At 63.2% G+C, this 21585-nt stretch carries 22 protein-coding genes; 4 read left to right on the top strand and 18 right to left on the bottom strand.

Annotation, left to right across the window (positions count from 1 at the left end):
* Nucleotides 1-2 precede the first annotated feature (2 nt).
* From R4P65_RS28395 to infC, 15 genes are all read right to left on the bottom strand, one after another.
* On the bottom strand, nucleotides 3-1202 hold the full coding sequence (locus R4P65_RS28395) for an argininosuccinate synthase (RefSeq protein WP_317828982.1): 1200 nt from the start codon (nucleotides 1200-1202) through the stop codon (nucleotides 3-5).
* Between the two features lie 47 nt (nucleotides 1203-1249).
* Nucleotides 1250-1729, bottom strand: a complete 480-nt coding sequence (locus tag R4P65_RS28390) for an arginine repressor (protein ID WP_020907875.1) — start codon at nucleotides 1727-1729, stop codon at nucleotides 1250-1252.
* Nucleotides 1726-2676, bottom strand: a complete 951-nt coding sequence (gene argF / locus R4P65_RS28385) for an ornithine carbamoyltransferase (protein WP_021334039.1) — start codon at nucleotides 2674-2676, stop codon at nucleotides 1726-1728. Before argF ends, R4P65_RS28390 begins: the two co-directional genes overlap by 4 nt.
* Nucleotides 2673-3872: an acetylornithine transaminase gene (locus R4P65_RS28380; RefSeq protein WP_317828981.1), complete on the bottom strand. Its 1200-nt coding sequence runs from the start codon at nucleotides 3870-3872 to the stop codon at nucleotides 2673-2675. The genes argF and R4P65_RS28380 overlap by 4 nt, the downstream gene beginning before the upstream one ends.
* Entirely contained in the window at nucleotides 3869-4792 is a 924-nt protein-coding gene (argB, locus tag R4P65_RS28375; RefSeq protein ID WP_019748607.1) for an acetylglutamate kinase, read from the bottom strand. The genes R4P65_RS28380 and argB overlap by 4 nt, the downstream gene beginning before the upstream one ends.
* A complete protein-coding gene (argJ, locus tag R4P65_RS28370) occupies nucleotides 4789-6000 on the bottom strand; it encodes a bifunctional glutamate N-acetyltransferase/amino-acid acetyltransferase ArgJ (protein ID WP_317828995.1) in 1212 nt (403 codons plus the stop codon). The genes argB and argJ overlap by 4 nt, the downstream gene beginning before the upstream one ends.
* Before the next feature lie 44 nt (nucleotides 6001-6044).
* Nucleotides 6045-7115: an N-acetyl-gamma-glutamyl-phosphate reductase gene (gene argC / locus R4P65_RS28365; RefSeq protein ID WP_317828980.1), complete on the bottom strand. Its 1071-nt coding sequence runs from the start codon at nucleotides 7113-7115 to the stop codon at nucleotides 6045-6047.
* A 38-nt stretch (nucleotides 7116-7153) separates the two neighbouring features.
* Nucleotides 7154-7681, bottom strand: coding sequence for a hypothetical protein (locus R4P65_RS28360; RefSeq protein WP_317828979.1), 528 nt, complete (start codon nucleotides 7679-7681; stop codon nucleotides 7154-7156).
* Nucleotides 7682-7746: 65 nt separating this feature from the next.
* Nucleotides 7747-8163 carry a hypothetical protein gene (locus tag R4P65_RS28355; RefSeq protein ID WP_317828978.1) on the bottom strand — a complete coding sequence of 139 codons (417 nt, stop codon included), beginning with the start codon at nucleotides 8161-8163 and terminating at the stop codon, nucleotides 7747-7749.
* 118 nt (nucleotides 8164-8281) lie between these two features.
* Nucleotides 8282-10768, bottom strand: a complete 2487-nt coding sequence (gene pheT / locus R4P65_RS28350; protein WP_317828977.1) for a phenylalanine--tRNA ligase subunit beta — start codon at nucleotides 10766-10768, stop codon at nucleotides 8282-8284.
* Between the two features lie 75 nt (nucleotides 10769-10843).
* The gene (gene pheS, locus R4P65_RS28345; protein ID WP_003944109.1) at nucleotides 10844-11914 is read right to left on the bottom strand and encodes a phenylalanine--tRNA ligase subunit alpha; all 1071 of its coding nucleotides are present in this window, start codon (nucleotides 11912-11914) and stop codon (nucleotides 10844-10846) included.
* Between the two features lie 154 nt (nucleotides 11915-12068).
* On the bottom strand, nucleotides 12069-12899 hold the full coding sequence (locus R4P65_RS28340; RefSeq protein WP_317828976.1) for an RNA methyltransferase: 831 nt from the start codon (nucleotides 12897-12899) through the stop codon (nucleotides 12069-12071).
* A gap of 23 nt (nucleotides 12900-12922) precedes the next feature.
* Nucleotides 12923-13312 (bottom strand): 50S ribosomal protein L20, encoded by a 390-nt coding sequence (gene rplT / locus R4P65_RS28335; protein ID WP_230813251.1) that lies wholly within the window; start codon nucleotides 13310-13312, stop codon nucleotides 12923-12925.
* Between the two features lie 67 nt (nucleotides 13313-13379).
* Nucleotides 13380-13574 (bottom strand): 50S ribosomal protein L35, encoded by a 195-nt coding sequence (gene rpmI, locus R4P65_RS28330; RefSeq protein WP_230813252.1) that lies wholly within the window; start codon nucleotides 13572-13574, stop codon nucleotides 13380-13382.
* Between the two features lie 43 nt (nucleotides 13575-13617).
* A complete protein-coding gene (gene infC, locus R4P65_RS28325) occupies nucleotides 13618-14346 on the bottom strand; it encodes a translation initiation factor IF-3 (RefSeq protein ID WP_230814092.1) in 729 nt (242 codons plus the stop codon).
* Nucleotides 14347-14704: 358 nt separating this feature from the next.
* Between infC and R4P65_RS28320 the strand changes: the two genes are divergently transcribed.
* Both R4P65_RS28320 and R4P65_RS28315 read left to right on the top strand, forming a co-directional pair.
* Nucleotides 14705-15073, top strand: a complete 369-nt coding sequence (locus R4P65_RS28320) for a DUF1844 domain-containing protein (RefSeq protein WP_317828975.1) — start codon at nucleotides 14705-14707, stop codon at nucleotides 15071-15073.
* Between the two features lies 1 nt (nucleotide 15074).
* On the top strand, nucleotides 15075-15491 hold the full coding sequence (locus R4P65_RS28315) for a DUF1801 domain-containing protein (RefSeq protein ID WP_317828974.1): 417 nt from the start codon (nucleotides 15075-15077) through the stop codon (nucleotides 15489-15491).
* A gap of 5 nt (nucleotides 15492-15496) precedes the next feature.
* Here R4P65_RS28315 and R4P65_RS28310 read toward each other — a convergent pair whose 3' ends face one another.
* The gene (locus R4P65_RS28310; RefSeq protein WP_317828973.1) at nucleotides 15497-16207 is read right to left on the bottom strand and encodes a helix-turn-helix transcriptional regulator; all 711 of its coding nucleotides are present in this window, start codon (nucleotides 16205-16207) and stop codon (nucleotides 15497-15499) included.
* Nucleotides 16208-16287: 80 nt separating this feature from the next.
* On the opposite strand from R4P65_RS28310, the gene R4P65_RS28305 reads away from it, so the two are divergent.
* Nucleotides 16288-16995 carry an alpha/beta hydrolase gene (locus tag R4P65_RS28305; protein WP_317828972.1) on the top strand — a complete coding sequence of 236 codons (708 nt, stop codon included), beginning with the start codon at nucleotides 16288-16290 and terminating at the stop codon, nucleotides 16993-16995.
* Between the two features lie 57 nt (nucleotides 16996-17052).
* On the opposite strand, the gene uvrA is transcribed toward R4P65_RS28305, so the two are convergent.
* Nucleotides 17053-20013, bottom strand: a complete 2961-nt coding sequence (uvrA, locus tag R4P65_RS28300; protein WP_317828994.1) for an excinuclease ABC subunit UvrA — start codon at nucleotides 20011-20013, stop codon at nucleotides 17053-17055.
* Nucleotides 20014-20187: 174 nt separating this feature from the next.
* On the opposite strand from uvrA, the gene R4P65_RS28295 reads away from it, so the two are divergent.
* The gene (locus tag R4P65_RS28295) at nucleotides 20188-20874 is read left to right on the top strand and encodes an MBL fold metallo-hydrolase (protein ID WP_317828971.1); all 687 of its coding nucleotides are present in this window, start codon (nucleotides 20188-20190) and stop codon (nucleotides 20872-20874) included.
* Nucleotides 20875-20901: 27 nt separating this feature from the next.
* Here the strand turns inward: R4P65_RS28295 and R4P65_RS28290 are convergent, their stop codons facing one another.
* Nucleotides 20902-21471 carry a DUF2716 domain-containing protein gene (locus R4P65_RS28290; RefSeq protein ID WP_317828970.1) on the bottom strand — a complete coding sequence of 190 codons (570 nt, stop codon included), beginning with the start codon at nucleotides 21469-21471 and terminating at the stop codon, nucleotides 20902-20904.
* Between the last annotated feature and the right edge of the window lie 114 nt (nucleotides 21472-21585).

Below are 21585 nucleotides of genomic sequence, written 5' to 3'. Positions count from 1 at the left end.
GCTCAGAGTCCCAGATCGCGCTTCGCGGCGACCTTCGACGACAGACCGTGGATCTCGACGAAGCCCTTCGATGCGGACTGGTCGAAGCTGTCGCCCTCGTCGTACGTCGCGAGGTTGAAGTCGTAGAGCGACTCGGGGCTACGACGACCGTTGACCGTGATGGCTCCACCGTGCAGGAAGAGACGAATGTCGCCGGTGACGCGCTCCTGCGTCTTGGTGACGAACGTGTCCAGTGCGTCCTTGAGGGGCGAGAACCAGAGGCCGTCGTAGACCAGCTCGGACCAACGCTGCTCCATCTGACGCTTGTAGCGACCGAGTTCGCGTTCGAGGGTGACGTGCTCGAGTTCCTGGTGTGCGGTGATGAGAACCATCGCGCCGGGAGCTTCGTAGATCTCACGGCTCTTGATGCCCACGAGACGGTCCTCGACGACGTCGAGGCGGCCGACGCCCTGAGCGCCTGCGCGCTTGTTCAGTTCCTGGATCGCTTCGAGCACGGAGACGGGGCGGCCGTCAATGGCAACCGGGCGGCCCTTGTCGAAGCTGATGATGAGCTCGTCGGGTGCGTTCCAGTTGACCGTCGGGTCCTGGGTGTAGTCGTAGACGTCCTTCGTCGGCGCGTTCCACAGATCCTCGAGGAATCCGGTCTCGACGGCGCGGCCCCAGACGTTCTGGTCGATCGAGAACGGCGACTTCTTGGAGACGTTGATCGGGATGTTGTTCTCTTCGGCGAAGGCGATGGCCTTCTCGCGGGTCCAGGCGTAGTCGCGGACCGGTGCGATGACCTGCAGGTCGGGGGCGAGGGCGCCGAATCCGACCTCGAAGCGAACCTGGTCGTTGCCCTTACCGGTGCAACCGTGCGAGACGATGGTGCCGCCGTGCGAGCGTGCAGCTTCGACGATGTGCTTGACGATCAGCGGACGGCTGATGGCCGAGACCAGCGGGTAACGGTCCATGTACAGGGCGTTGGCCGCGATGGTCGGCAGGCAGTATTCGTCCGCGAACTCGTCGCGGGCGTCGACGACAACGGATTCGACTGCGCCGCAGTCGATCGCGCGCTGACGCACGACCTCCATGTCCTCGCCACCCTGCCCCAGATCGATGGCGACGGCGACAACTTCAGCGCCCGTCTCCTTACCGATCCAACTGATGGCAACAGAAGTGTCCAGCCCGCCCGAGTAGGCGAGTACGACGCGATCGGCCATGGTTTTTGTGCTCCTTCGGTTGAAAATCTCTATCAAAGAATAAAGGGTCAGGCGAGCGATTCGATCATGGCCGCGAGTTCCGCTCCGGAAAGAGGTTCCCGGGCCACTACGAAGATGGTGTCATCTCCGGCGATCGTGCCCACGATGTCCGGCATCGAGGACCGATCCAGTGCGCTCGCGAGGTAATGCGCGGCTCCCGGCGGTGTCCGGAGGATCGCCATGTTGCCGCTGAAATCGGTGGAGACCAACAGCTCACCCAACAGCCGTGACAGGCGGTCGGTACCGCCGGACACACCGCGTACCGGGTTCCCGTCCTCCGGCACCACGTAAACACCGGCGCCGCCGTCAGCGGCACGTAGTTTCACCGCTCCCAGCTCTTCGAGGTCACGCGAGAGCGTCGCCTGCGTTGCTTCGATGCCCTCGGCACCGAGCAACGCCGCCAACTCCGTCTGACTTCGGACGGGGTGAGCCGCCAGAAGCGCGATGATGCGCGACTGGCGACCAGCCCGAGTGGGAGCGACGCTCACGCCGGATCCAGTTGGGTTCGCTGTTCCAGCAGCCACACGAGCAATGCCTTCTGGGCGTGCAGGCGGTTCTCCGCCTCGTCCCAGACAACACTCTGCGGCCCGTCGAGAACCTCGTCGGTGACCTCTTCGCCGCGATGTGCGGGCAGGCAGTGCAGGACGACAGCCTTCGGATCTGCCTTTGCGAGCAGCTCTTTGTTGATCTGGAACGGACGGAAAGGTCCGACCCGATCGAGTCCGTCGTTCTCCTGCCCCATCGAGGTCCAGGTGTCGGTGACCAACGCGTCGGCGCCGACGACGCCGGCCTGCGGGTCCTGCGTCAGCGTGATGGTCGCGCCGGTTTCCTCGGCGCGTTTGCGTGCTGCTGCCACTACCCAGTCCGCCGGTTCGAAGCCCGCGGGACTTGCGATGGTGACGTCGATGCCTGCGGTGACTCCGCCGAGCATCAGTGAGTGAGCCATGTTGTTGGCGCCGTCACCCAGGTAGGTCAGCTTCAGTCCCTTGAGCTCACCCTTCTGCTCGATCAGCGTTTGCAGATCTGCCAGAACCTGACAGGGGTGAAACTCGTCCGACAACGCATTGACGATGGGAATGGTTGCGCCCGTTGCCATCTGCTCCAAGCGCTTCTGACCGAACGTGCGCCACACGACGGCGTCGACGTAGCGAGAGAGAACGCGTCCGGTGTCCGCCAACGTCTCTTCACGCCCGAGTTGGGTGCTGCGCCCGTCGACGACGACGGCGTGGCCGCCCATCTGCGCGATGCCCATCTCGAACGAGAAACGTGTACGCGTCGAGTTCTTCTCGAAGATGACGCCGACTCCGCGTGGACCCTCGAGCGGACGCCGAGCGAACGGGTCCTTCTTGAGAATCGCAGCGAGTTCCAGAACTTCGGCCTGTTGCGCCGGAGTCAGATCGTCGTCCCTGAGAAAGTGTTTCACCACGGTAGTCACTTCTCCCCCGGCTGGTCAGCCGATAGTGCACTGTCGAAGATGGCAGGTAGTGCTGCCACGAAGGTTTCGGCCTGCTCATCCGTGAGGATCAGCGGCGGCGCCAACCGGATCACTCCGGGTTGCGCTGCATTCACAAGGTACCCGGCTTCGCGGGCGGCATTTTCCACCGCCGGCGCGACATCCTCGGTCAGCACGACACCCAGCAACAGTCCTGATCCCCGTACGTAGTCGACCAACGGATGGCCCAGGTCTTCGATGCCAGTCGAGATCGACTTACCCAAACTGTCCGCGCGCGAGATCAGGTCTTCCGCTGCAATGGTTTTCAGCACGGCAAGTGCCGCCGCAGCGCACACCGGATTGCCACCGAACGTCGTACCGTGCTTACCCGGTCCGAACAACTCTGCCGTTGCCCCGGTCGCGATGCAGGCGCCGATCGGCATTCCGCCGCCGAGCCCCTTCGCGAGGGTGATGACGTCCGGGACGATGCCGACTGCCTGATGGGAGTAGAACCAGCCGGTCCGGCCGATGCCGGTCTGCACTTCGTCGAGCACGAGAAGTGCGCCGCGCTCGGCGGTGATCCGCCGAGCCTCGACGAGGTATCCCTCGGGCGGCACCACGACGCCGCCCTCACCCATGATCGGTTCGAGGAACACAGCGGCGGTGTCGGAATCGACGGCCTGCTCGAGTGCCTCGACGTCGCCGTACGGCACGAACTCGACACCGGCGGGCATCGGTTCGAACGGCGCCCGCTTGGCCGGCTGACCCGTCAGTGCGAGTGCGCCCATCGTGCGACCGTGGAAGGAGCCTTCGGCTGCGATGATCTTCTTCCGGCCGGTGGCACGAGCGAGCTTGAAGGCAGCCTCGTTCGCCTCGGTACCGGAGTTGCAGAAGAACGCGCGCCCGGTCACGTTGCCGAGATGCGCGAGCAGCTGCTCCGCCAACTCGACGACCGGCTCGCTGGCGTACAGGTTGGACACGTGGCCCAGTGTCGACAACTGAGTGGAGACGGCTTCGACGACGGCCGGATGTCCGTGTCCGAGGATGTTGACGGCGATTCCGGCCAGGAAGTCGACGTACTGCTTGCCGTCGGCGTCGGTGAGTACGGCACCGTCACCGCGGACGAGAGCAACCCGGGGTACGCCGTAATTGTTCATCAGCGAAGCGGACCACCGCTGCTGCAGATCGATCGTGCTCATGAGGTAGCTCCCTGCTGGGGACCGGCGACCGAGGAACCCGGCACGACCATCGTGCCAATTCCTTCGCCGGTGAAGAGTTCGAGTAGGACTGAATGTTCGAGCCGACCGTCGATCACGTGCGCCGACGGCACACCTCCGCGCACCGCGCGAAGGCAGGCCTCCATCTTGGGCACCATGCCGGCATCGAGACTCGGCAACAACTGAGCCAGGGCGTCGGTGTCGATTTCGGTGGCCAGCGAGGATCGGTCCGGCCAGTCGGTGTACAGACCTTCGACATCGGTGAGGACAACGAGCTTCTCCGCACCGATCGCCTCGGCCAGTGCCGCAGCAGCGGTATCGGCATTGATGTTGTGAACGACACCGTCGGCGTCGGGCGCGATGGTCGAGACCACCGGAATACGTCCTGCCGCAATGAGATCGAGTACCGCATCCGGATTCACCGTGGTGACGTCACCGACCAGACCGATGTCCGTCTGTTCGCCCTCCACCGCGACGGTACGTCGCGTGGCGGTGAACAGGTGCGCATCTTCGCCGGAGATCCCGACCGCGTAGGGACCGTGCGCGTTGATCAGGCCGACGAGTTCACGGCCGACCTGACCGAAAAGCACCATCCGAACGACGTCCATCACCTCGGGCGTCGTCACACGGAAGCCACCGCGGAACTCGCCCTTCATACCAAGGCGTGCCAGCATCGCGTTGATCTGCGGGCCACCGCCGTGCACGACGACGGGATGGATGCCGACCGTCCGGAGGAACGCCATGTCGGCGGCAAATGCCGTCTTGAGTGTCTCGTCGATCATGGCGTTTCCGCCGTACTTGACCACGACCACCTTGTCGCGGAATCGCTGCAGCCACGGTAGCGCGTCGGCGAGGACATGTGCCTTCTGATGCTCGCTGATCACGGGATACGTCTCGGTCATGACGAGTACGCCGAGTTCTCTTCGACGTAGGCGTGCGAGAGGTCCGTGGTGCGAATGCTCACGGACTCGTTGCCGATTCCCAGATCGATGTCGAGTTCGATGTCGATCCCGCTCAGGTCGACCTCACGTGCTCCCGGGGCACCGACGCCGTCGATGCAGACCGGACTCCCGTTGAAGGACACACTGATTCGATCTGGATCGAGCTCGATGGGAGCGATACCCACTGCTGCGAGGACGCGACCCCAGTTGGGATCGGATCCGAAAAGCGCCGTCTTGACCAGGCTGTCCCGAGCAACGGTCCGGGCGCCGATCAGGGCGTCGGATTCGGACGCTGCGCCGCGAACCGTCACCTTGACCCGCTTGGTGACGCCCTCGGCGTCTGCCATCAACTGATCGGCGAGATCGTCGCACACTGCGAAGACCGCGGCGTTGAGTTCGTCCTGGGTCGGTGTGACACCGCTGGCGCCGGAAGCCAACAGGAGCACCGTGTCGTTGGTGGACGTGGCGCCGTCGACGTCGAGGCGATCGAAGCTCAGGTGGGTGGCGGCACGCAGCGCGGTGTCGAGCTGCTCGGCCGTTGCGACGGCATCGGTCGTGACGACACACAGCATCGTGGCCAGCGCAGGCGCGAGCATGCCTGCGCCCTTGGCCATTCCGCCGACGTTCCACTTGTTCGCGTGGTGCAGCGACGCCTGCTTCGGCACGGTGTCTGTCGTCATGATCGCGTATGCCGCGTCGGTGCCGCCGGAGATTCCGCCGGCGAGTTCGTGCACTACCTCCGTGACTCCGGGGATCAGCTTGTCCATGGGCAACCGGTCACCGATGAGTCCGGTGGAACAGACGGCAACTTCGATCGCGCCCGTCTCGGTTCCCCAATTACTCAGTGCCGAAGCAACTTCCTCGGCAGTCTTGTGTGCATCCTGGAATCCACCCGCGCCCGTGCAGGCGTTTGCGCCGCCCGAGTTGAGCACCACGGCGCGCAGCTTGCCCGTCGTCAGGACCTGCTGAGACCACAACACCGGAGCTGCCTTGACCTTGTTCAGGGTGAAGACGCCGGCAGCGGCCAGATCAGGGCCCTCGTTGAGCACCAGCGCGAGGTCCGACTTGCCACTCTTCTTGATACCGGCAGCAATTCCGGCACCACGGAATCCGGCAGGTGCGGTGACGCCCTGTGTACGGAGCAGACGTCCCCCGGCGACGTGAACCACGTCAGATTCGGTTGGGTTGTCGATCTGCTGCGGATTGTCGGTGCTCACGGAGCTACTCCCACGGTAGAGAGACCTGCGGTCTCGGGTAGGCCAAGGGCAAGGTTCATCGATTGCACAGCGCCACCGGCAGTGCCCTTGGTGAGATTGTCGATTGCCGAGATGACAACGAGCTGAGCGGCGTCAGCGTCTACGGTGACACCGATCTGTACGGCGTTGGACCCGATCACTGCGCCGGTCTGCGGGAAAACTCCGGCAGGCAGCACATGGATGAACGGCTCGTCGTTGTATGCCTTTTCGTAGATTTCGCGCGCTTGCTCTTCGGTCACGGTGGTGGCCGCCGTGCAGGTCGCGAGGATGCCGCGCGGCATGGGCGCGAGGACCGGAGTGAAAGACACACTGATGTCCTTGCCGCCTGCGGCCGAGAGATTCTGAATGATCTCGGGGGTGTGGCGATGGACGCCACCGACGCCGTACGCGCGGACCGAGCCCATGACCTCCGAACCCAGAAGATCAGCCTTCGGCGCCCGGCCGGCGCCCGAAGTGCCACTGACCGCAACTACGTTGACGTGTGAGTCCACGATCCCCGCAGCAACGGCGGGGGCCAGCGCGAGACTCGCTGCCGTCGGGTAGCAGCCCGGAACGGCGATGCGGGTTGCGCCTACCAATTTGTCGCGGGCGCCGGGCAGTTCAGGAAGACCGTAGGGCCAGGTACCGGCATGGGTGCTCTTGTAGTACTTCTCCCAAGCTGCGGGATCCTGCAACCGGAAGTCCGCGCCGCAGTCGATGATGACCGTCGATTCGGGCAGCAACTTGGCGTACTGCGCCGAATTTCCGTGTGGGAGACCGAGGAAGACGACGTCATGACCCGAGAGGATTTCGACAGTGGTCTCTTCGAGTACCCGCGAAGAGAGTGGGAGCAAGTGCGGATGATGCTCACCGAGCGTCGAACCGGCGTTACCACCGGCGGTCAGCGAACCGATCACCAGACTGCCGTCGGCATAGGAGGGGTGCCCGAGGAGCAGACGCAGAACCTCACCACCCGCGTACCCACTGGCGCCGGCAACGGCGACTCTGATCAGCTTGCGGGCGTTCTCGGTCGTACCACCTTCAGTCATGTCACACAGTATGCATCATTGTGCATCGGAATGCATAATTACTTACCCATGGATCGCCGGATCTCCTCGAGCTTGGCTTTTGCGGCCTTCTGGCGCTCGTCCCACTGCTCGTCCACGGACTTTCCGGCGGGACTCTCGTGTGCCAATTCGGCCGAACCGACAGACGTTCCGAAGCGCCCCTCTATCTTCTCCCGAACACGGTCGAAAGTGGGGACTCCCCCTTCGGTGTAGTCGGGTTCGGGAATTCTCGGGTCGGTCGCAAGTACCACCGGGACGTCGATGATCTCGTCGACCTCCACAACGGTGTCGGGCAGTTCGACTTCTTCGGCGTCGGTGATCGTGTTGTCGTCCTCTACACGGTGCGGCTCGAGGCTCGCGGCAGCGGTGTCCACCACGGAGAGAACCACCGACAAGCTCGGACGACGCTCGACCACTGCGCGAACGACCGCGAGAAAGTCCTTGTCGTCGAGCGCATCAGCAGCCTCGACTACTTGGTGTACAGAATTACGGGGTGCGGAGCCATCATTTTCGGGCCCATCATTTACGAGCCGATCATTTTGTGACACTGCCAGTCCCTTCTCGAAACGTCGACGGACAACTCCGATCCTTCCACGACCGTCTGCCGAAGGCGTCAGAGTGACGCGAGGTAAGCCGCAAACGCATCCTCGCTCGAATACTCGGGGACGTATCCGAACCGTTCCTCGAGCCGCCGATTGTCGAGGACCGGCCGGTACTGGAGAAATCCGACCCGCTCCGGACCGTGTCCGTCAAACCCAATCGCCGCCCGACGCGCAGAACGCCCCGGAGCAGCCAAGCGGGTAGCGTCACCATGCTCTTGCTCATCCGGGAAGCCAACTCGTCGACTGTCAGCGCACCGTCCGCCCGCGAGGTTGAAGATGTCCACCCGGTATCCGGTCACATCCTCGGCAAAGGCGCTCGCCACGTCGGTGTGCCAGACGAACACGAAAGGGCTGTCACTCCCGGCAACCTCGAGCATCTTGCGGCGATCGAACAACGCGGTGATCCGATTGTCGACGCTCTCGCCCAAGATCGTGCCGATCCGAAGACAACTTGCTCGATGCGGCACCACAGGGTGGGAAATCGATAGCACGAAAGAGCCCACGACCACCAGGGATGGTCGTGGGCTCTGTGATCAGTTGGGGAAATCAGCCCCGCATCTGCGCGCCGACAGCCTTGGACGCTGCCTCCACTGCCGAATCACGAGCGGCACTGGCCTCGTCCTCGGTCAGCGTGCGGTCGATGCCGCGGAAGCGCAACGCGAACGCGAGCGACTTGCGACCTTCACCGACCTGCTCGCCCTCGAAGACGTCGAACAGGCGAATGTCTTCGAGAAGCTCCCCACCGCCGGAACGCAGAGCTTCCTGCACCTTGGCCGCCGGAATGTCGCGATCGACAACAACCGCCACATCCTGGAGCACTGCGGGGAACGGCGAAATGCGCGGCGCTGGCAGGTTCTCGGCCAACGGCAAAGCGTCGAGGTCGATTTCCAATGCGCAGGTACGCGCAGGCAGTCCGGCACGCTCGAGAACAGCCGGGTGCAACTCGCCGGCATGACCGACTACATTGCCGTCGACCAGTACCTCGGCGCAGCGGCCCGGATGCCACGGCAGGTACTGCGCCGCACGTAGTTCCACCTCGACGCCTGCTGCAGCCGCGATGACCCGCACTGCCGCAAACGTGTCCGAAGCCTCGGCCTGACGACCCGGACCCCAGGGGCCGCTCGGCTCCCGCAATCCACTCAGCACAGCAGCGATGTGAACGGGCTGCGCCGGCAACGACGCGATCAGGTTCGCGATCTGTTCGTCCGTCGGACGGCGATCGACCGGCAATGCGTCCACGGGCTTGGTGTCGGGACCCGGCAGGACAACCTGCGCGATGCCGTACAGCGACAGATCGCGCTGACCGCGAGAAGCGTTGCGAGCCAAGATCTCCAGCAGACCCGGAAGCAGAGTTGTCGCCAACTCCGGACGATCGGCTTCGAGCGGGTTGAGAACCTTGCTGGTGTTGCGGCGCGGATCGTCCGCGTCGAGGCCCCAGACGTCGAAGACGTTAGTGGGCAGGAACACCGGAGGAAGGACCTCGACGTAGCCGGCGTGAGCGACGGCCCTCGAGACCGTGCGCTTGCGCCGCTGCGACGCAGTCAAACCGCGTCCGGCCGGGGCGGCGGGAAGGACCGACGGGATCTGCTCGAGACCTTCGAGACGAAGTACTTCCTCGACGAGGTCTGCAGGCTGCACCAGGTCCGGACGCCACGACGGCGGCGTCGCGACCAACTGGCCGTGTCCCTCTTCGCTGACGCCGACCTCTACGTTGCAGCCAACCTGGGTGAGGCGGCGAGCAGCGGTGCCGTTGGGGTACGTGACTCCAGCGACACGGTCGGGCAGGTCGATATCCATACGAATGGCAGCGCGAGGGGCGACGTCACCCACGTCGGTCAGGACCGGCTCGATCCGTCCGCCGGCGATCTCGACCAGCAGAGCGGCTGCGCGATCGACAGCCGCGAGCGGAATCGCCGGATCGACGACGCGCTCGAAACGCTTGCTTGCCTCGCTCGGCAGCTTATGCCGGCGCGCTGTCTTGAAGACTGCGAGCGGATCCCAGGTAGCTCCTTCGAGCAGGATGTCCGTCGTTGCCGTTCCCACCTCGGTGGTGGCGCCGCCCATGACGGCCGCCAGAGAGATGACCCCGGAATCGTCGGCGATGACAACGTCTTCGGGATCGAGCGTGCGTTCGACGTCGTCGAGCGTCGTCAGCTTCTCCCCCGCCTTGGCGCGGCGGACTACCAGGTCGCCTTGCACCGCGGTCGCATCGAACGCGTGCAGAGGCTGACCGAGTTCGAGCATCACGTAATTGGTGACGTCGACGGCCGGCGAGATCGGGCGAACACCGGAGAGCAGCAGTCGACGCTGCAACCACCACGGGCTCACCGCCTCGGGATCGATTCCCGTGATCTTTCGCATCACGAAACGCGACGCCTTGGACTCCGGTTCGAGATGCACCGGCCAGGCTTCACCCTCGGCCGGATGCGCGGGCACCGAAGCGGGATCGGCGTACTCGAGATCGAAACCGCAGGCGAGTTCTCGCGTGAGGCCGCGGACCGAGAAGCAGTATCCACGGTCCGGGGTGATGTTCAGTTCGATGATCGTGTCACCGAGGCCGAGCAACTCGTTGCCATCGGCGCCGGGTTCGGCGGTACCGGGCTCGAGCACCAGGATGCCCGAATGGTCCTTGCCGATACCGAGTTCCGAGACGGAGCAGATCATGCCGTCGGACACCTGGCCGTACGTCTTGCGAGTGGCGATTTCGAATCCACCGGGCAGCACCGCGCCGGGCAGTGCAACGACGACGAGGTCACCCTCGTTGAAATTGCGCGCGCCGCAGACGATGCCGCGAGGCTCGGGTTCCCCGACCTCGACCTGACAGAAGCGGATCGGCTTCTTGAACTCGGTCAGTTCGGTGATGGAGACGACCTTGCCGACGACCAAGGGGCCGTCAATCGCCTCGAGTGTGTCGAGTTCCTCGACTTCGAGTCCCACCCGGACGAACCCGGCGTCCAACTCTTCCGGGGTCACCTCCCAGTCCGGAGTTGCCCGCTGCAGGATCTCGGTCAGCCAGGATTGCGCTACTCGCACGTCTGCTCAGCTCTCTCGTTTGTCGATAAGTCTTGTGAAGGTTCCGCGAACCGGGGATTTCGAGTACCGGGCAGATCAGCCTGCGACACCGAAGGGCAGCGTGAAACGCACGTCACCTTCGACGATGTCGCGCATGTCCGGGATACCGTTGCGGAACTGCAGGGTCCGCTCGAGGCCCATTCCGAATGCGAAACCCGAGTACTCGTCAGGATCGATTCCGCTGGCGCGCAGAACGTTCGGGTTGACCATGCCGCAGCCACCCCACTCGACCCAGCCGGCGCCGCCCTTCTTGTTTGCAAACCAGACGTCGACCTCTGCCGACGGTTCCGTGAACGGGAAGTAGTTGGGGCGCATACGGGTACGCGTCTCGGGGCCGAAAAGGGCGCGAGCGAACGCGTCGAGAGTTCCTCGCAGGTTGGCCATCGTCAGGCCCTTGTCGACGGCCAGTCCTTCGACCTGCGAGAAGACAGGCGTGTGCGTCGCATCGAGTTCGTCGGTGCGGAACGTGCGACCCGGGCACACCACGTAGATCGGCACCTCACGCGAGAGCATGGTGCGGACCTGCACGGGTGAGGTGTGGGTTCGCAGCACCTGGCGCGAATTCTCGGGTGCCAGGTGGAAGGTGTCCTGCATCGTGCGTGCGGGGTGATCCGGCAAGAAGTTGAGCGCGTCGAAGTTGAAGTGCTCGGTCTCCACCTCTGGGCCCTCGGCAACTTCCCAACCCATCGCGACGAATACGTCGGCGACCTGCTCGGAAATCAGGCTGATCGGGTGACGCGCACCGACGGGGTGGCGATCGGAGGGCAGAGTGACGTCGATTGCCTCGGCGACCAACACCGCGGCGTCGCGCTCGGCGAGAAGAACCTCACGACGAGCGTCGTACGCGTTGTTGATCCGGGTGCGGAAGATGTTGACGCGCTTGCCTGCGTCCGCCTTTTCCTTACCCGGAAGGCTGCCGAGCCCCCGACGAGCGAGGGCGATCGGGGACTTGTCCCCCAGATGCTCCACCTTGACGTGCGCCAGCGCATCCAGGTCAGCGGCGTCCGCGAGCGCCTTCTCGGCATTCTCAGCCGCAGCGGTCAACGCCTCTTCGGTGAGCACACTCGCGTCGACCTCCGGCGGTGTCGCGCCCTCATTTTTGGCCACGGCTGTGACACTCCTGTCGCTTCTCGGTTTACTTCTCGTACTGCTTGCTTCTCGTACTGCATGCGAGCTTTCGAGCCCGTTCGAGCGTTGTCTCTGCTCTTGTATTGTCTCAGGCTTCCGCAAATGAGATTCCGTGAGGTCTTCGCGCGCGTTTTCAGCTGCGATAGGTCGTGCGATTCTGCACCCGCGCGCTTGCGTACAGGCAAATAGCCGCCGCTGTTGCAAGGTTCAGACTTTCGGCGCGGCCGTGGATCGGAATCCGCACCCGATGATCAGCCTGCGCTGCAATCGCCGGATCGAGACCGTGAGCTTCATTGCCGAACAGCCAGGCCGTTGGCTTGCTCAGCAACTCGTCGGCCTCGTCGAGGTCGACCTCGCCGTCCGCCGCGGTCGCGAGAATTTGAATGCCGGCGGCGCGAATCTGTTCGATCACCGACACCGTGTCTCGTTCGCGGACAACCGGCAGGTGAAAGAGGCTGCCCGCCGACGAACGAACCACCTTGCCGTTGTGCGGATCGACGCTGTCACCGGCGAGGATTGCCGCATCGGCGCCCACCGCGTCGGCGATGCGAATGACGGTCCCGGCATTGCCTGGTTCGTTGACCTCGACCGGCACTGCGAGCAGGCGGGTGCCCTGGGTGACGGCTGCGCTCAGCGGTACATCTAGGAGATCACTGACGGCAACAAGGCCGGGCGGCGTGACGGTATCGCTCAGAGCTTTGATTGCCCGATCGGTGACAAGAGAAACGCGAACTCCAGCGGTCAGCGCCTGATCGATGACGTGCTGATACCGCTCGGCTGCGTCCTCTGTGTAGAAGAGGTCGTGCACCGGGCGGTTCTCGCCGTTCGAGAGCGCACCGTTCAACAGTTCGGTGACCGAGTTCTCACCCTCGACGAGGAAACGTCCTGCTTTACGTCGTTCTGCTGTGCGCAGGAGCTTGACAGCAGAAACGACCCGCGGAGTCCGCTCTGTGAGCGGGTCCACGGGCCGTTGCTGTGATGCGTGAATCAGGCTGCTTCTCCGGCAGGAGCGTTTACGTCAGCCGGCAAAGCGGCCTTCGCGAGCGCGACCAGACCGGCAAATGCCTCGGCGTCGGAGACGGCGAGCTCGGCCAGGATCTTGCGGTCGACCTCGACCTCGGCCAGACGCAGGCCCTGGATGAGGCGGTTGTACGTGATGTCGTTGGCGCGAGCTGCAGCGTTGATACGCGTGATCCACAGCTTGCGGAACTCACCCTTGCGTGCACGACGGTCGCGGTATGCGTAGACCAGCGAGTGGAGCTGCTGCTCCTTGGCCTTGGTGTACAGACGCGAACGCTGTCCACGGTAGCCGCTGGATGCAGCAAGAATTGAACGACGCTTCTTCTGGGCGTTGACCGCCCTCTTTACGCGTGCCACGTGAAAATCCTGTCAATCTTGGGGCTGTGAAACTCAGACGCCCCGGGTGGTCAGTAAGGGGGGCGACTCAGATGCCGAGCATGCGCTTGATGCGCGGAGCGTCGTCAGGGCTGACAACGGCGACACCGTCGAGGCGACGGGTAACCCGGCTCGACTTGTGCTCGAGAAGGTGGCGACGGCCGGCCTTCTGGCGCATGAGCTTGCCGGTGCCGGACACCTTGAATCGCTTCGAGGCGCCGCTGTGGCTCTTCATCTTGGGCATGGAGTCCTCAGTTCTTGTTACGTGGTGGATCGTGGGAAATCGACTAGCTGGTCGGAGCCTCGGGAGCTGCGTCGCCGGTCGTCGGTGCGGCTTCAGTCGCGGCAGGAGTTGCTTCAGTCGCGGCAGGAGCTGCTTCACTCGACGCCGGAGCCGGACGCGGAGCGGCCTGCGCCACTGGTGCCTGGGCACTCTCCTGCGCCTTGACGCGAGTCTTGGCACCCTTGTGCGGTGCCAACACCATCGTCATGTTTCGGCCGTCCTGCTTTGCCGAGGTCTCGACGAAGCCGAGATCTGCGACGTCTGCTCCCAGACGCTGCAGGAGGCGGTAACCGAGCTCGGGACGTGACTGTTCACGTCCGCGGAACATGATCGTGACCTTGACCTTGGAACCGGCTTCGAGGAAGCGAACAACATTGCGCTTCTTGGTCTCGTAGTCGTGAGCGTCGATCTTGGGTCGGAGCTTTTGCTCCTTGATGACCGTCAGAGTCTGGTTCTTGCGAGACTCACGGGCTTTCTGTGCAGCCTCGTACTTGAACTTGCCGTAGTCCATGATCTTGCAGACCGGTGGACGGGCGTCGGGAGCTACCTCGACCAGGTCGAGGTCGGCCTCGAGGGCCAAGCGGAGTGCATCTTCAACACGCACGATGCCTACCTGCTCGCCGCCAGGTCCGACCAAACGGACCTCGGGGACGCGGATACGATCGTTGATGCGGGTCTCAGTGCTGATGGGGCCTCCTAGGTTGAACGGTGCGGTCTTCGTGACCGCACGCAGCCCGTACCGCCCGTACCCCAACAAAAAACCCCGCTCCGATGATTTCTCATCTGCGGGGCCCGATGTCGACCGATCACACAACATCCAGCTCACGCCGAATATCGTCTCCTCAACTGGGTGAGGAACCTGACGAAGCATTTAGACTTCGATAGTCAGGTGACCGGAACCGCTGAACTGCAGTTTTACCTGCCGCGCAGAGGTGGGAGTCGGGCTCCACTTGCTGCCCCCGAACAAGTCGGAGGCGGTCGTTGCAACAAGAGTAACAGGTCGCCACAGATGAAAGAAATCGGTGCAGGTCCCCCACAGCGGGGAGAGGCCCGATTCAACACCATCACGGCCTGATGGAATCCTTGCATCCATGAGTGAAAACTTCGAGGCAGATCAGAACACCGACGGCACGAATCCCGACGTCCGCGAACTCTCCGAAGTCCCCGCGGTCGAGGTCATCAGCCGCGCCGCAGTGATGCTGATGAGCTCGGCGGCCGAAAAACTCGGCCTCTCGGACACCGACCCGTCTTCCAGCCCCTACCTCGACCTCGACGAAGCGCGTCGAGTCATCACCGCGCTTGCCGGACTGGTGACTGCGTCGGTCGAGTACCTCGGCCCCCACGCCGGCCCCATCCGCGAAGGCCTCCAAGCCTTGCAGCGCGCATTCCGCGAGGCCTCCTCGCACCCGGACGAGCCGGGAAAGGGACCGGGCGAGAAGTTCACCGGCCCGGTCTACTGAGTTGGCAACCGCCAACAAGACTCAACCGACGCCCGAGGACGTCGACGCGTTCATTTCCCGCGTCGACGATCGTAAGCGCGCCGACAGTGCGGAGTTGATCTCCTTGCTGTCGGCCGCCACGGGCGAGCCTGCTGTCACGTGGGGCTCGAGCATCATCGGATTCGGGGCACGGCACTACCGGTACGCGAGTGGCCACGAGGGAGACACTCCACTGATCGGATTCTCCCCCAGGGCCACCGCACTCACGTTGTACTTGTCTCTGGACCTCGACGACTACACGGACACACTCGCGCGCCTCGGCAAGCACAAGATCGGAAAAGGCTGCCTGTACGTCAAACGGCTGAGCGACGTCGACCCGGCCGTCTTGACCGAGCTGATCACGGATTCCGTTGCCGCAGCCCGCAACATGATCGACTGAGTCACTCACCTTCGGGGCGCAACAGGCCGAGCGTCTTCGGGCGGTTGGCCGAAGACGCTCGAATCCCGTGGAGTGAAGTGATTGTTCGTCAGCGTGGCCCGACGCATTCGATCGAGTCGAAACCACCGCACGGCGTCGCGCTGGCGACACCAGCCGATGAGAAACCACAGTCCACGGTCCTGCGCCAGAATGTGCGGCTCAACTGCCCGCACCGTCTCCGAACCGTCCCCATCCACATAGTGCAACGACACGACGCGACTCTGTTCGAGACCCTGCTCGACGGCCTGCCGGTTCGCGCGCGAATCCGTCACAACCCCAACGTCTCCGCGTATCCACACGCGGCCACCGAGTTCGGCAACCTTACGACGGCCCTCCTCGTCCATCACGTCGAGCAGTTTTGCCAGCGCCGCACGTCCATCCGGCGCAAACGGAGCATCACCCATCGCGGTCAACGCCAACGCGATTGACACTGCTTGCGGGACAGTGAAATTCACCGGCGGAAGCGTGGCGCGACCTACGAGTCGGTATCCACCCCCAGGACCTGAGCGCGCCTCGATCGCCGCACCCGACATCATCAGCGTCTCGATATCGCGTTTGATAGTTCGGGTGGTGACACCGAATTCCTCGGACAATCGGGAACACGTAGTCCCTCGATCGCCCTGTCGCCGAAGTTCCTCGACTAGAGCATGCAATCTCGCAGCTCGATTCACACCCACGAGTATCTCAGATTTCGATACCAAACAGTGACATAATTAGTGACAGTCTGTTGTCACCATCCCGGCTGCACAGTGAGTACATGAAAACTCACATCGTTCTTGTTCCCGGATTCTGGCTCGGTTCATGGGCTTGGGATGCAGTCCTCCCGCACCTCGAGCGTTCCGACACCCGCGTGACCAGCCTGACGCTGCCCGGACTCGACGCCGTCGATGCAGATCGATCAGCGGTCACCTTCGACGCCCACGTCCGCGCAGTCATCGACGCTGTAACGGATTCCGACGCACGCACGGTCCTGGTCGTTCACAGCGGCGCCGGCCCGGTGGGGTACGCGGTCACCGATCGCATCCCGGATCGCGTCGCTCGGATCGTCTACGTCGACTCGGGCCCGATGCCCGACGGCGCGGCGCTGCGACCGGATTTAGCCGCAGATGTCGTCGAGATACCTCTGCCGACGTGGGCAGAACTCGAAGCAGACGGCAGCAGCCTCGAAGGACTCGACGAGAAAGCTCTCGAGGCGTTTCGCGCCAACGCCGTCCCCGAACCGGCCGGACCGGCACGTGAGCCGATTGTCCTGACGAACGAGAAGCGCTACCAGGTGCCGACAACCGTCGTTTGCAGCACGTTCCCGTCCGCGGTGATCGCCCAGATGGCCGACGGGGGCCACCCGATGGCAGCGGAACTGGCGAAACTCCCAGTGACGTATGTCGACCTCCCGACCGGCCATTGGCCGATGTGGTCGCGCCCCGAAGACGTTGCCCAAGTGATCCTCGAAGCCACCGCTTCCTAACCGCCATTGCAGTGATGCCGGGTCGGATTCCGACCCGGCATCACTGACCGACTTCTGCTAGCTCACGGAAGCAGCTTTCTTCCGTGGCGCAGTCTTCTTTGCTGCAACTGCCTTCGTCGCGCGCTTCTTGGTGATCGGCTTGGCCTTGGCCGGTGCGTGTTGCGCGGTGAGAACTTCACTGAGGAACTTGCCCGTGTAGCTCTCGGGGACCGCGGCAACGTCCTCCGGAGTACCTTGCGCCACAACGGTTCCGCCACCGGATCCACCTTCGGGTCCCATGTCGACGACCCAGTCCGACGTCTTGATCACGTCGAGGTTGTGCTCGATCACGATCACGCTGTTGCCCTTGTCGACCAGACCGTTGATCACGATCAAGAGCTTGCGGATGTCCTCGAAATGCAGACCCGTGGTGGGCTCGTCGAGGATGTACACGGTGCGGCCGGTCGAGCGCTTCTGCAATTCGGCGGCGAGCTTGACGCGTTGTGCCTCACCACCGGACAGAGTGGGAGCCGGCTGACCCAGTCGGACGTAGCCCAGACCGACGTCGACCAGAGTCTTGAGGTACCGGTGGATGGAGGTGACCGGTTGGAAGAACTCGGCCGCTTCCTCGATCGGCATGTCGAGAACCTCGGCGATCGACTTGCCCTTGTAGTGGACCTCGAGCGTTTCGCGGTTGTACCGAGCGCCGTGGCACACCTCGCAAGGCACGTACACGTCCGGCAAGAAATTCATCTCGATCTTCAAGGTTCCGTCGCCGGAGCACGCCTCGCAGCGTCCGCCCTTGACGTTGAACGAGAACCGGCCTGGCTGGTAGCCGCGGACCTTCGCTTCTGTAGTTGCAGCGAACAGGGTTCGGATCTTGTCGAACACGCCGGTGTACGTCGCAGCATTCGATCGTGGAGTCCGGCCGATCGGAGACTGATCGACCTGTACGAGCTTGTCCAGCTGATCGAGACCGTTGATTCGTGTGTGACGGCCAGGCACCTGGCGTGCACCGTTGAGCTTGTTCGCCATGACGGTCGCCAGAATGTCGTTGACCAACGTCGACTTGCCCGAACCGGAGACACCGGTGACAGCGGTGAGAACACCCAGCGGGAAGCTCACGTCGATGCCGTCGAGATTGTGCTCGCGAGCTCCGACGACCGTGACCTGACGCTTGCGGTCCACCGGCCGACGAATGGCCGGAACCTCGATGAAGCTACGACCCGACAGATAGGCGCCGGTCAGGGACTCTTCACACGTCAGCAGTTCTTCGTACGGTCCGCTGTGAACGACCTTGCCACCATGCTCGCCGGCATACGGTCCGATGTCGACCACCCAGTCAGATGTACGGATTGTGTCTTCGTCATGCTCGACGACGATTAGCGTGTTGCCTAGGTCGCGCAAGCGCGTCAGAGTTTCGATCAGTCGCCGGTTGTCGCGTTGGTGAAGACCGATGGACGGCTCGTCGAGTACGTACAGCACGCCGACGAGTCCGGATCCGATCTGCGTTGCCAAGCGGATTCGCTGGGCTTCGCCACCGGACAACGTGCCAGCGGCACGCGAGAGAGAAAGGTATTCCAGGCCGACGTCGAGCAGGAACCCGAGGCGCGCCTGAACTTCCTTGAGGACCTGACCTGCAATGGCCTCTTCGCGCGAACCGAGGGTGAGGCTGTTGAGGAAGTCCGCGCAGTCGGAGATGGAGAGTTCACAGACCTCGGCGATGGACTTACTGCCGAAATCCCCCGCCGCGATGGTCACGGACAGGATTTCCGGGCGCAGTCGCGCACCACCACACGCCGGGCACGGGGTGTCACGCATGTACCCGTCGTAGCGTTCCTTCATCTGATCGGACTCAGTCTGTTCGAGGCGGCGGTGCAGGAACGGCATCACACCTTCGAACTCGGCGTAATAAGAACGGGTACGGCCGTACCGATTTTTGTACCGGACGTGAACCTGCTCCTCACTACCTTCGAGGATCGCTTTGCGGGCCTTCGCCGGCAACTTGTTCCACGGCGTTTTCATGTCGAAACCGAGGATGTCGCCGAGGCCGGACAGCAAACGTCCGAAGTACTCCGAACTCTGGCCCATCGACCACGGCGCGATTGCTCCGTCTTCGAGACTCAGGTCGGGATCGGGAACCACCAGATCCGGGTCGACCTCCTTGCGGATACCAAGGCCGGTGCATTCGGGGCAGGCGCCATAGGGCGAGTTGAAGGAAAACGAGCGCGGTTCCAGATCGTCGATGGCAAGTGCGTGGCCATTCGGGCACGCCAGCTTCTCCGAGAAACGACGCTCCCGATCGGGTGCATTTTCTTCGCGGTCGACAAAGTCGAGGACGACGATGCCTTCGGCCAATCGAAGGGCGGTCTCGACCGAATCGGTAAGGCGCTGCTTCGAACTCGCCTTGACCTGCAAGCGGTCGACCACAACTTCGATGTCGTGCTTTTCCTGCTTCTTGAGCTTCGGCGGATCCGCAAGCGAGTGAACGACACCGTCGACGCGCACTCGCGAATAGCCCTGGGTGTTGAGCTGATCGAAGAGATCGACGAACTCGCCCTTACGAGTACGGACCACCGGTGCGAGGACCTGGAACTTGATGCCCTCTTCCATCTCGAGCACCTGGTCGACGATCTGCTGGGGTGTCTGACGTGCGATCTTCTCGCCACACACCGGGCAGTGCGCTGAACCTGCGCGGGCATAGAGGAGTCGGAGGTAGTCGTAGACCTCGGTGATGGTGCCCACCGTCGAACGTGGGTTGCGGTTGGTCGACTTCTGGTCGATCGACACCGCAGGAGACAATCCTTCGATGAAATCGACATCCGGTTTGTCCATCTGACCGAGGAACTGACGCGCGTATGCCGAGAGCGACTCGACGTAGCGGCGCTGCCCTTCGGCGAAGATCGTGTCGAAGGCGAGGCTGGACTTGCCGGAGCCGGACAACCCGGTGAAGACGATCAGGCTGTCTCGCGGGAGGTCGAGATCGACTCCTCGCAGATTGTGCTCACGTGCACCCCGCACGATCAGGCGATCCGCCACACCAATTCCCTTCATTGTCAATCATCTGGGGCCGTCCCCCCGGAGAAGTCTCGAGCGGCCTCGCAAACGCGAGTCCTCGAGCGATCGTCATCGTAGGCCGAGCCACCGACACGTTTTTCTCACCAAGCGAGCCCATCGCTCTACCTGCCCCTATTCGAAGGTAGCCTGCGTTTCATGACGAATCAGCCCATCGTGATCGACGACTCCTACACCGGTCAGGTCTCCCCCGATTCTGCCCCTCAGCGGCGAACAATCGAAGGTGCCGTCATCACGAAGATGTCGGTCGGCCCCATGGACAACAACACTTACCTCGTCGTCTGTTCCACGACCGGGAAATCTCTCCTGATCGATGCGGCCAACGAAGCCGAGAAGATCATCGCGCTCATAGAACAGGAAGCACCTGTTTTCGATTCCATCGTCACCACCCACCAGCACGGCGATCACTGGTTGGCCTTGCAGGATGTCCACGCCGCCACGAAGATACCGACCGCCGCTCACCCCCTCGACGCGGATGTCCTTCCCGTCACCCCGGACGTTCTCCTCGAAGACGGCGACAAGGTGACGGTTGGCAATCTGAGCCTCGACGTCATTCACCTGTCCGGACACACTCCCGGGTCCATCGCGCTGGCTCTCACCGAACCGAGCGGGCAGGTTCACCTCTTCACCGGTGATTCACTCTTCCCCGGAGGCGTCGGAAAGACCGCCGACCCCGAGAAGTTCACTTCCCTGCTCGACGACGTGGAAAACAAGCTGTTCGGAAGGTTCGACGACGCAACCGTCGTCTACCCGGGGCACGGCAAGGACACGACACTGGGCGCCGAGCGTCCGCACTTGGCGGAGTGGCGCGAACGCGGTTGGTGACGTCTCACCCGTCTGAACTGAATCCCGCTAGTCGGCCCGTTCATTTCTGACCTGTTCGCCATTCACTCGAAGTCGTGGGAGCCAGGTCGTCAGAGTCCCGCCCAGGCCTTCGACCATCCGTTCACCGAACACACACAACGTGCGTTCCCACGGATGGCCGAAGGTTCCTTCTCTGAATTCGTTATGCCCGAATATGTAGTAATCGCCGTTCGGATAGACCGGGACACGCCACTCCGCCAACTCCTGCGCAGCGGCATGTGACTCCGCGTCGAAGGTGTAGCCCGGATGCTGCCAATCCAGTACGACAAAGTTGGGATCGTCTTTCCAGTCGGTGACAAAACAGCGCAACGCTTCGGCGTTGATCGCATCGACGCGAGCGGCCCACGCCCCCGGCGTCTCAGATGGCGCCGCACCCAAATCGAAGACCACGGACGGCGTCGGCTCAGCGATGGCGGGCCAAGATCGCGCGTCGATGCCGGGAGTGAATTCGAAGCGGGCGCGAAACATAGCCCAATGTCGCTCGTTCTCCTCGGCTGAGAGTTGTCCCCAACCGGCAGGAAGGGTCGAGCCGAAGTTCTGTGTCATCTTCGTGGTCACCGAACCATGGTGGTCGATCGGTCTGCATTGTGTGGCACCTTCGAACACGCCGTGGGCGGATACGCGGTAACGGATACTTCCGAGCGAGTTGTCCGAACCCACGACGAAGTCATC

The sequence above is a fragment of the Rhodococcus sp. IEGM 1318 genome (assembly GCF_033142465.1).
Lineage (GTDB): Bacteria > Actinomycetota > Actinomycetes > Mycobacteriales > Mycobacteriaceae > Rhodococcus_F > Rhodococcus_F qingshengii_B.
This window is presented reverse-complemented; position numbering and strand designations above follow the sequence as displayed.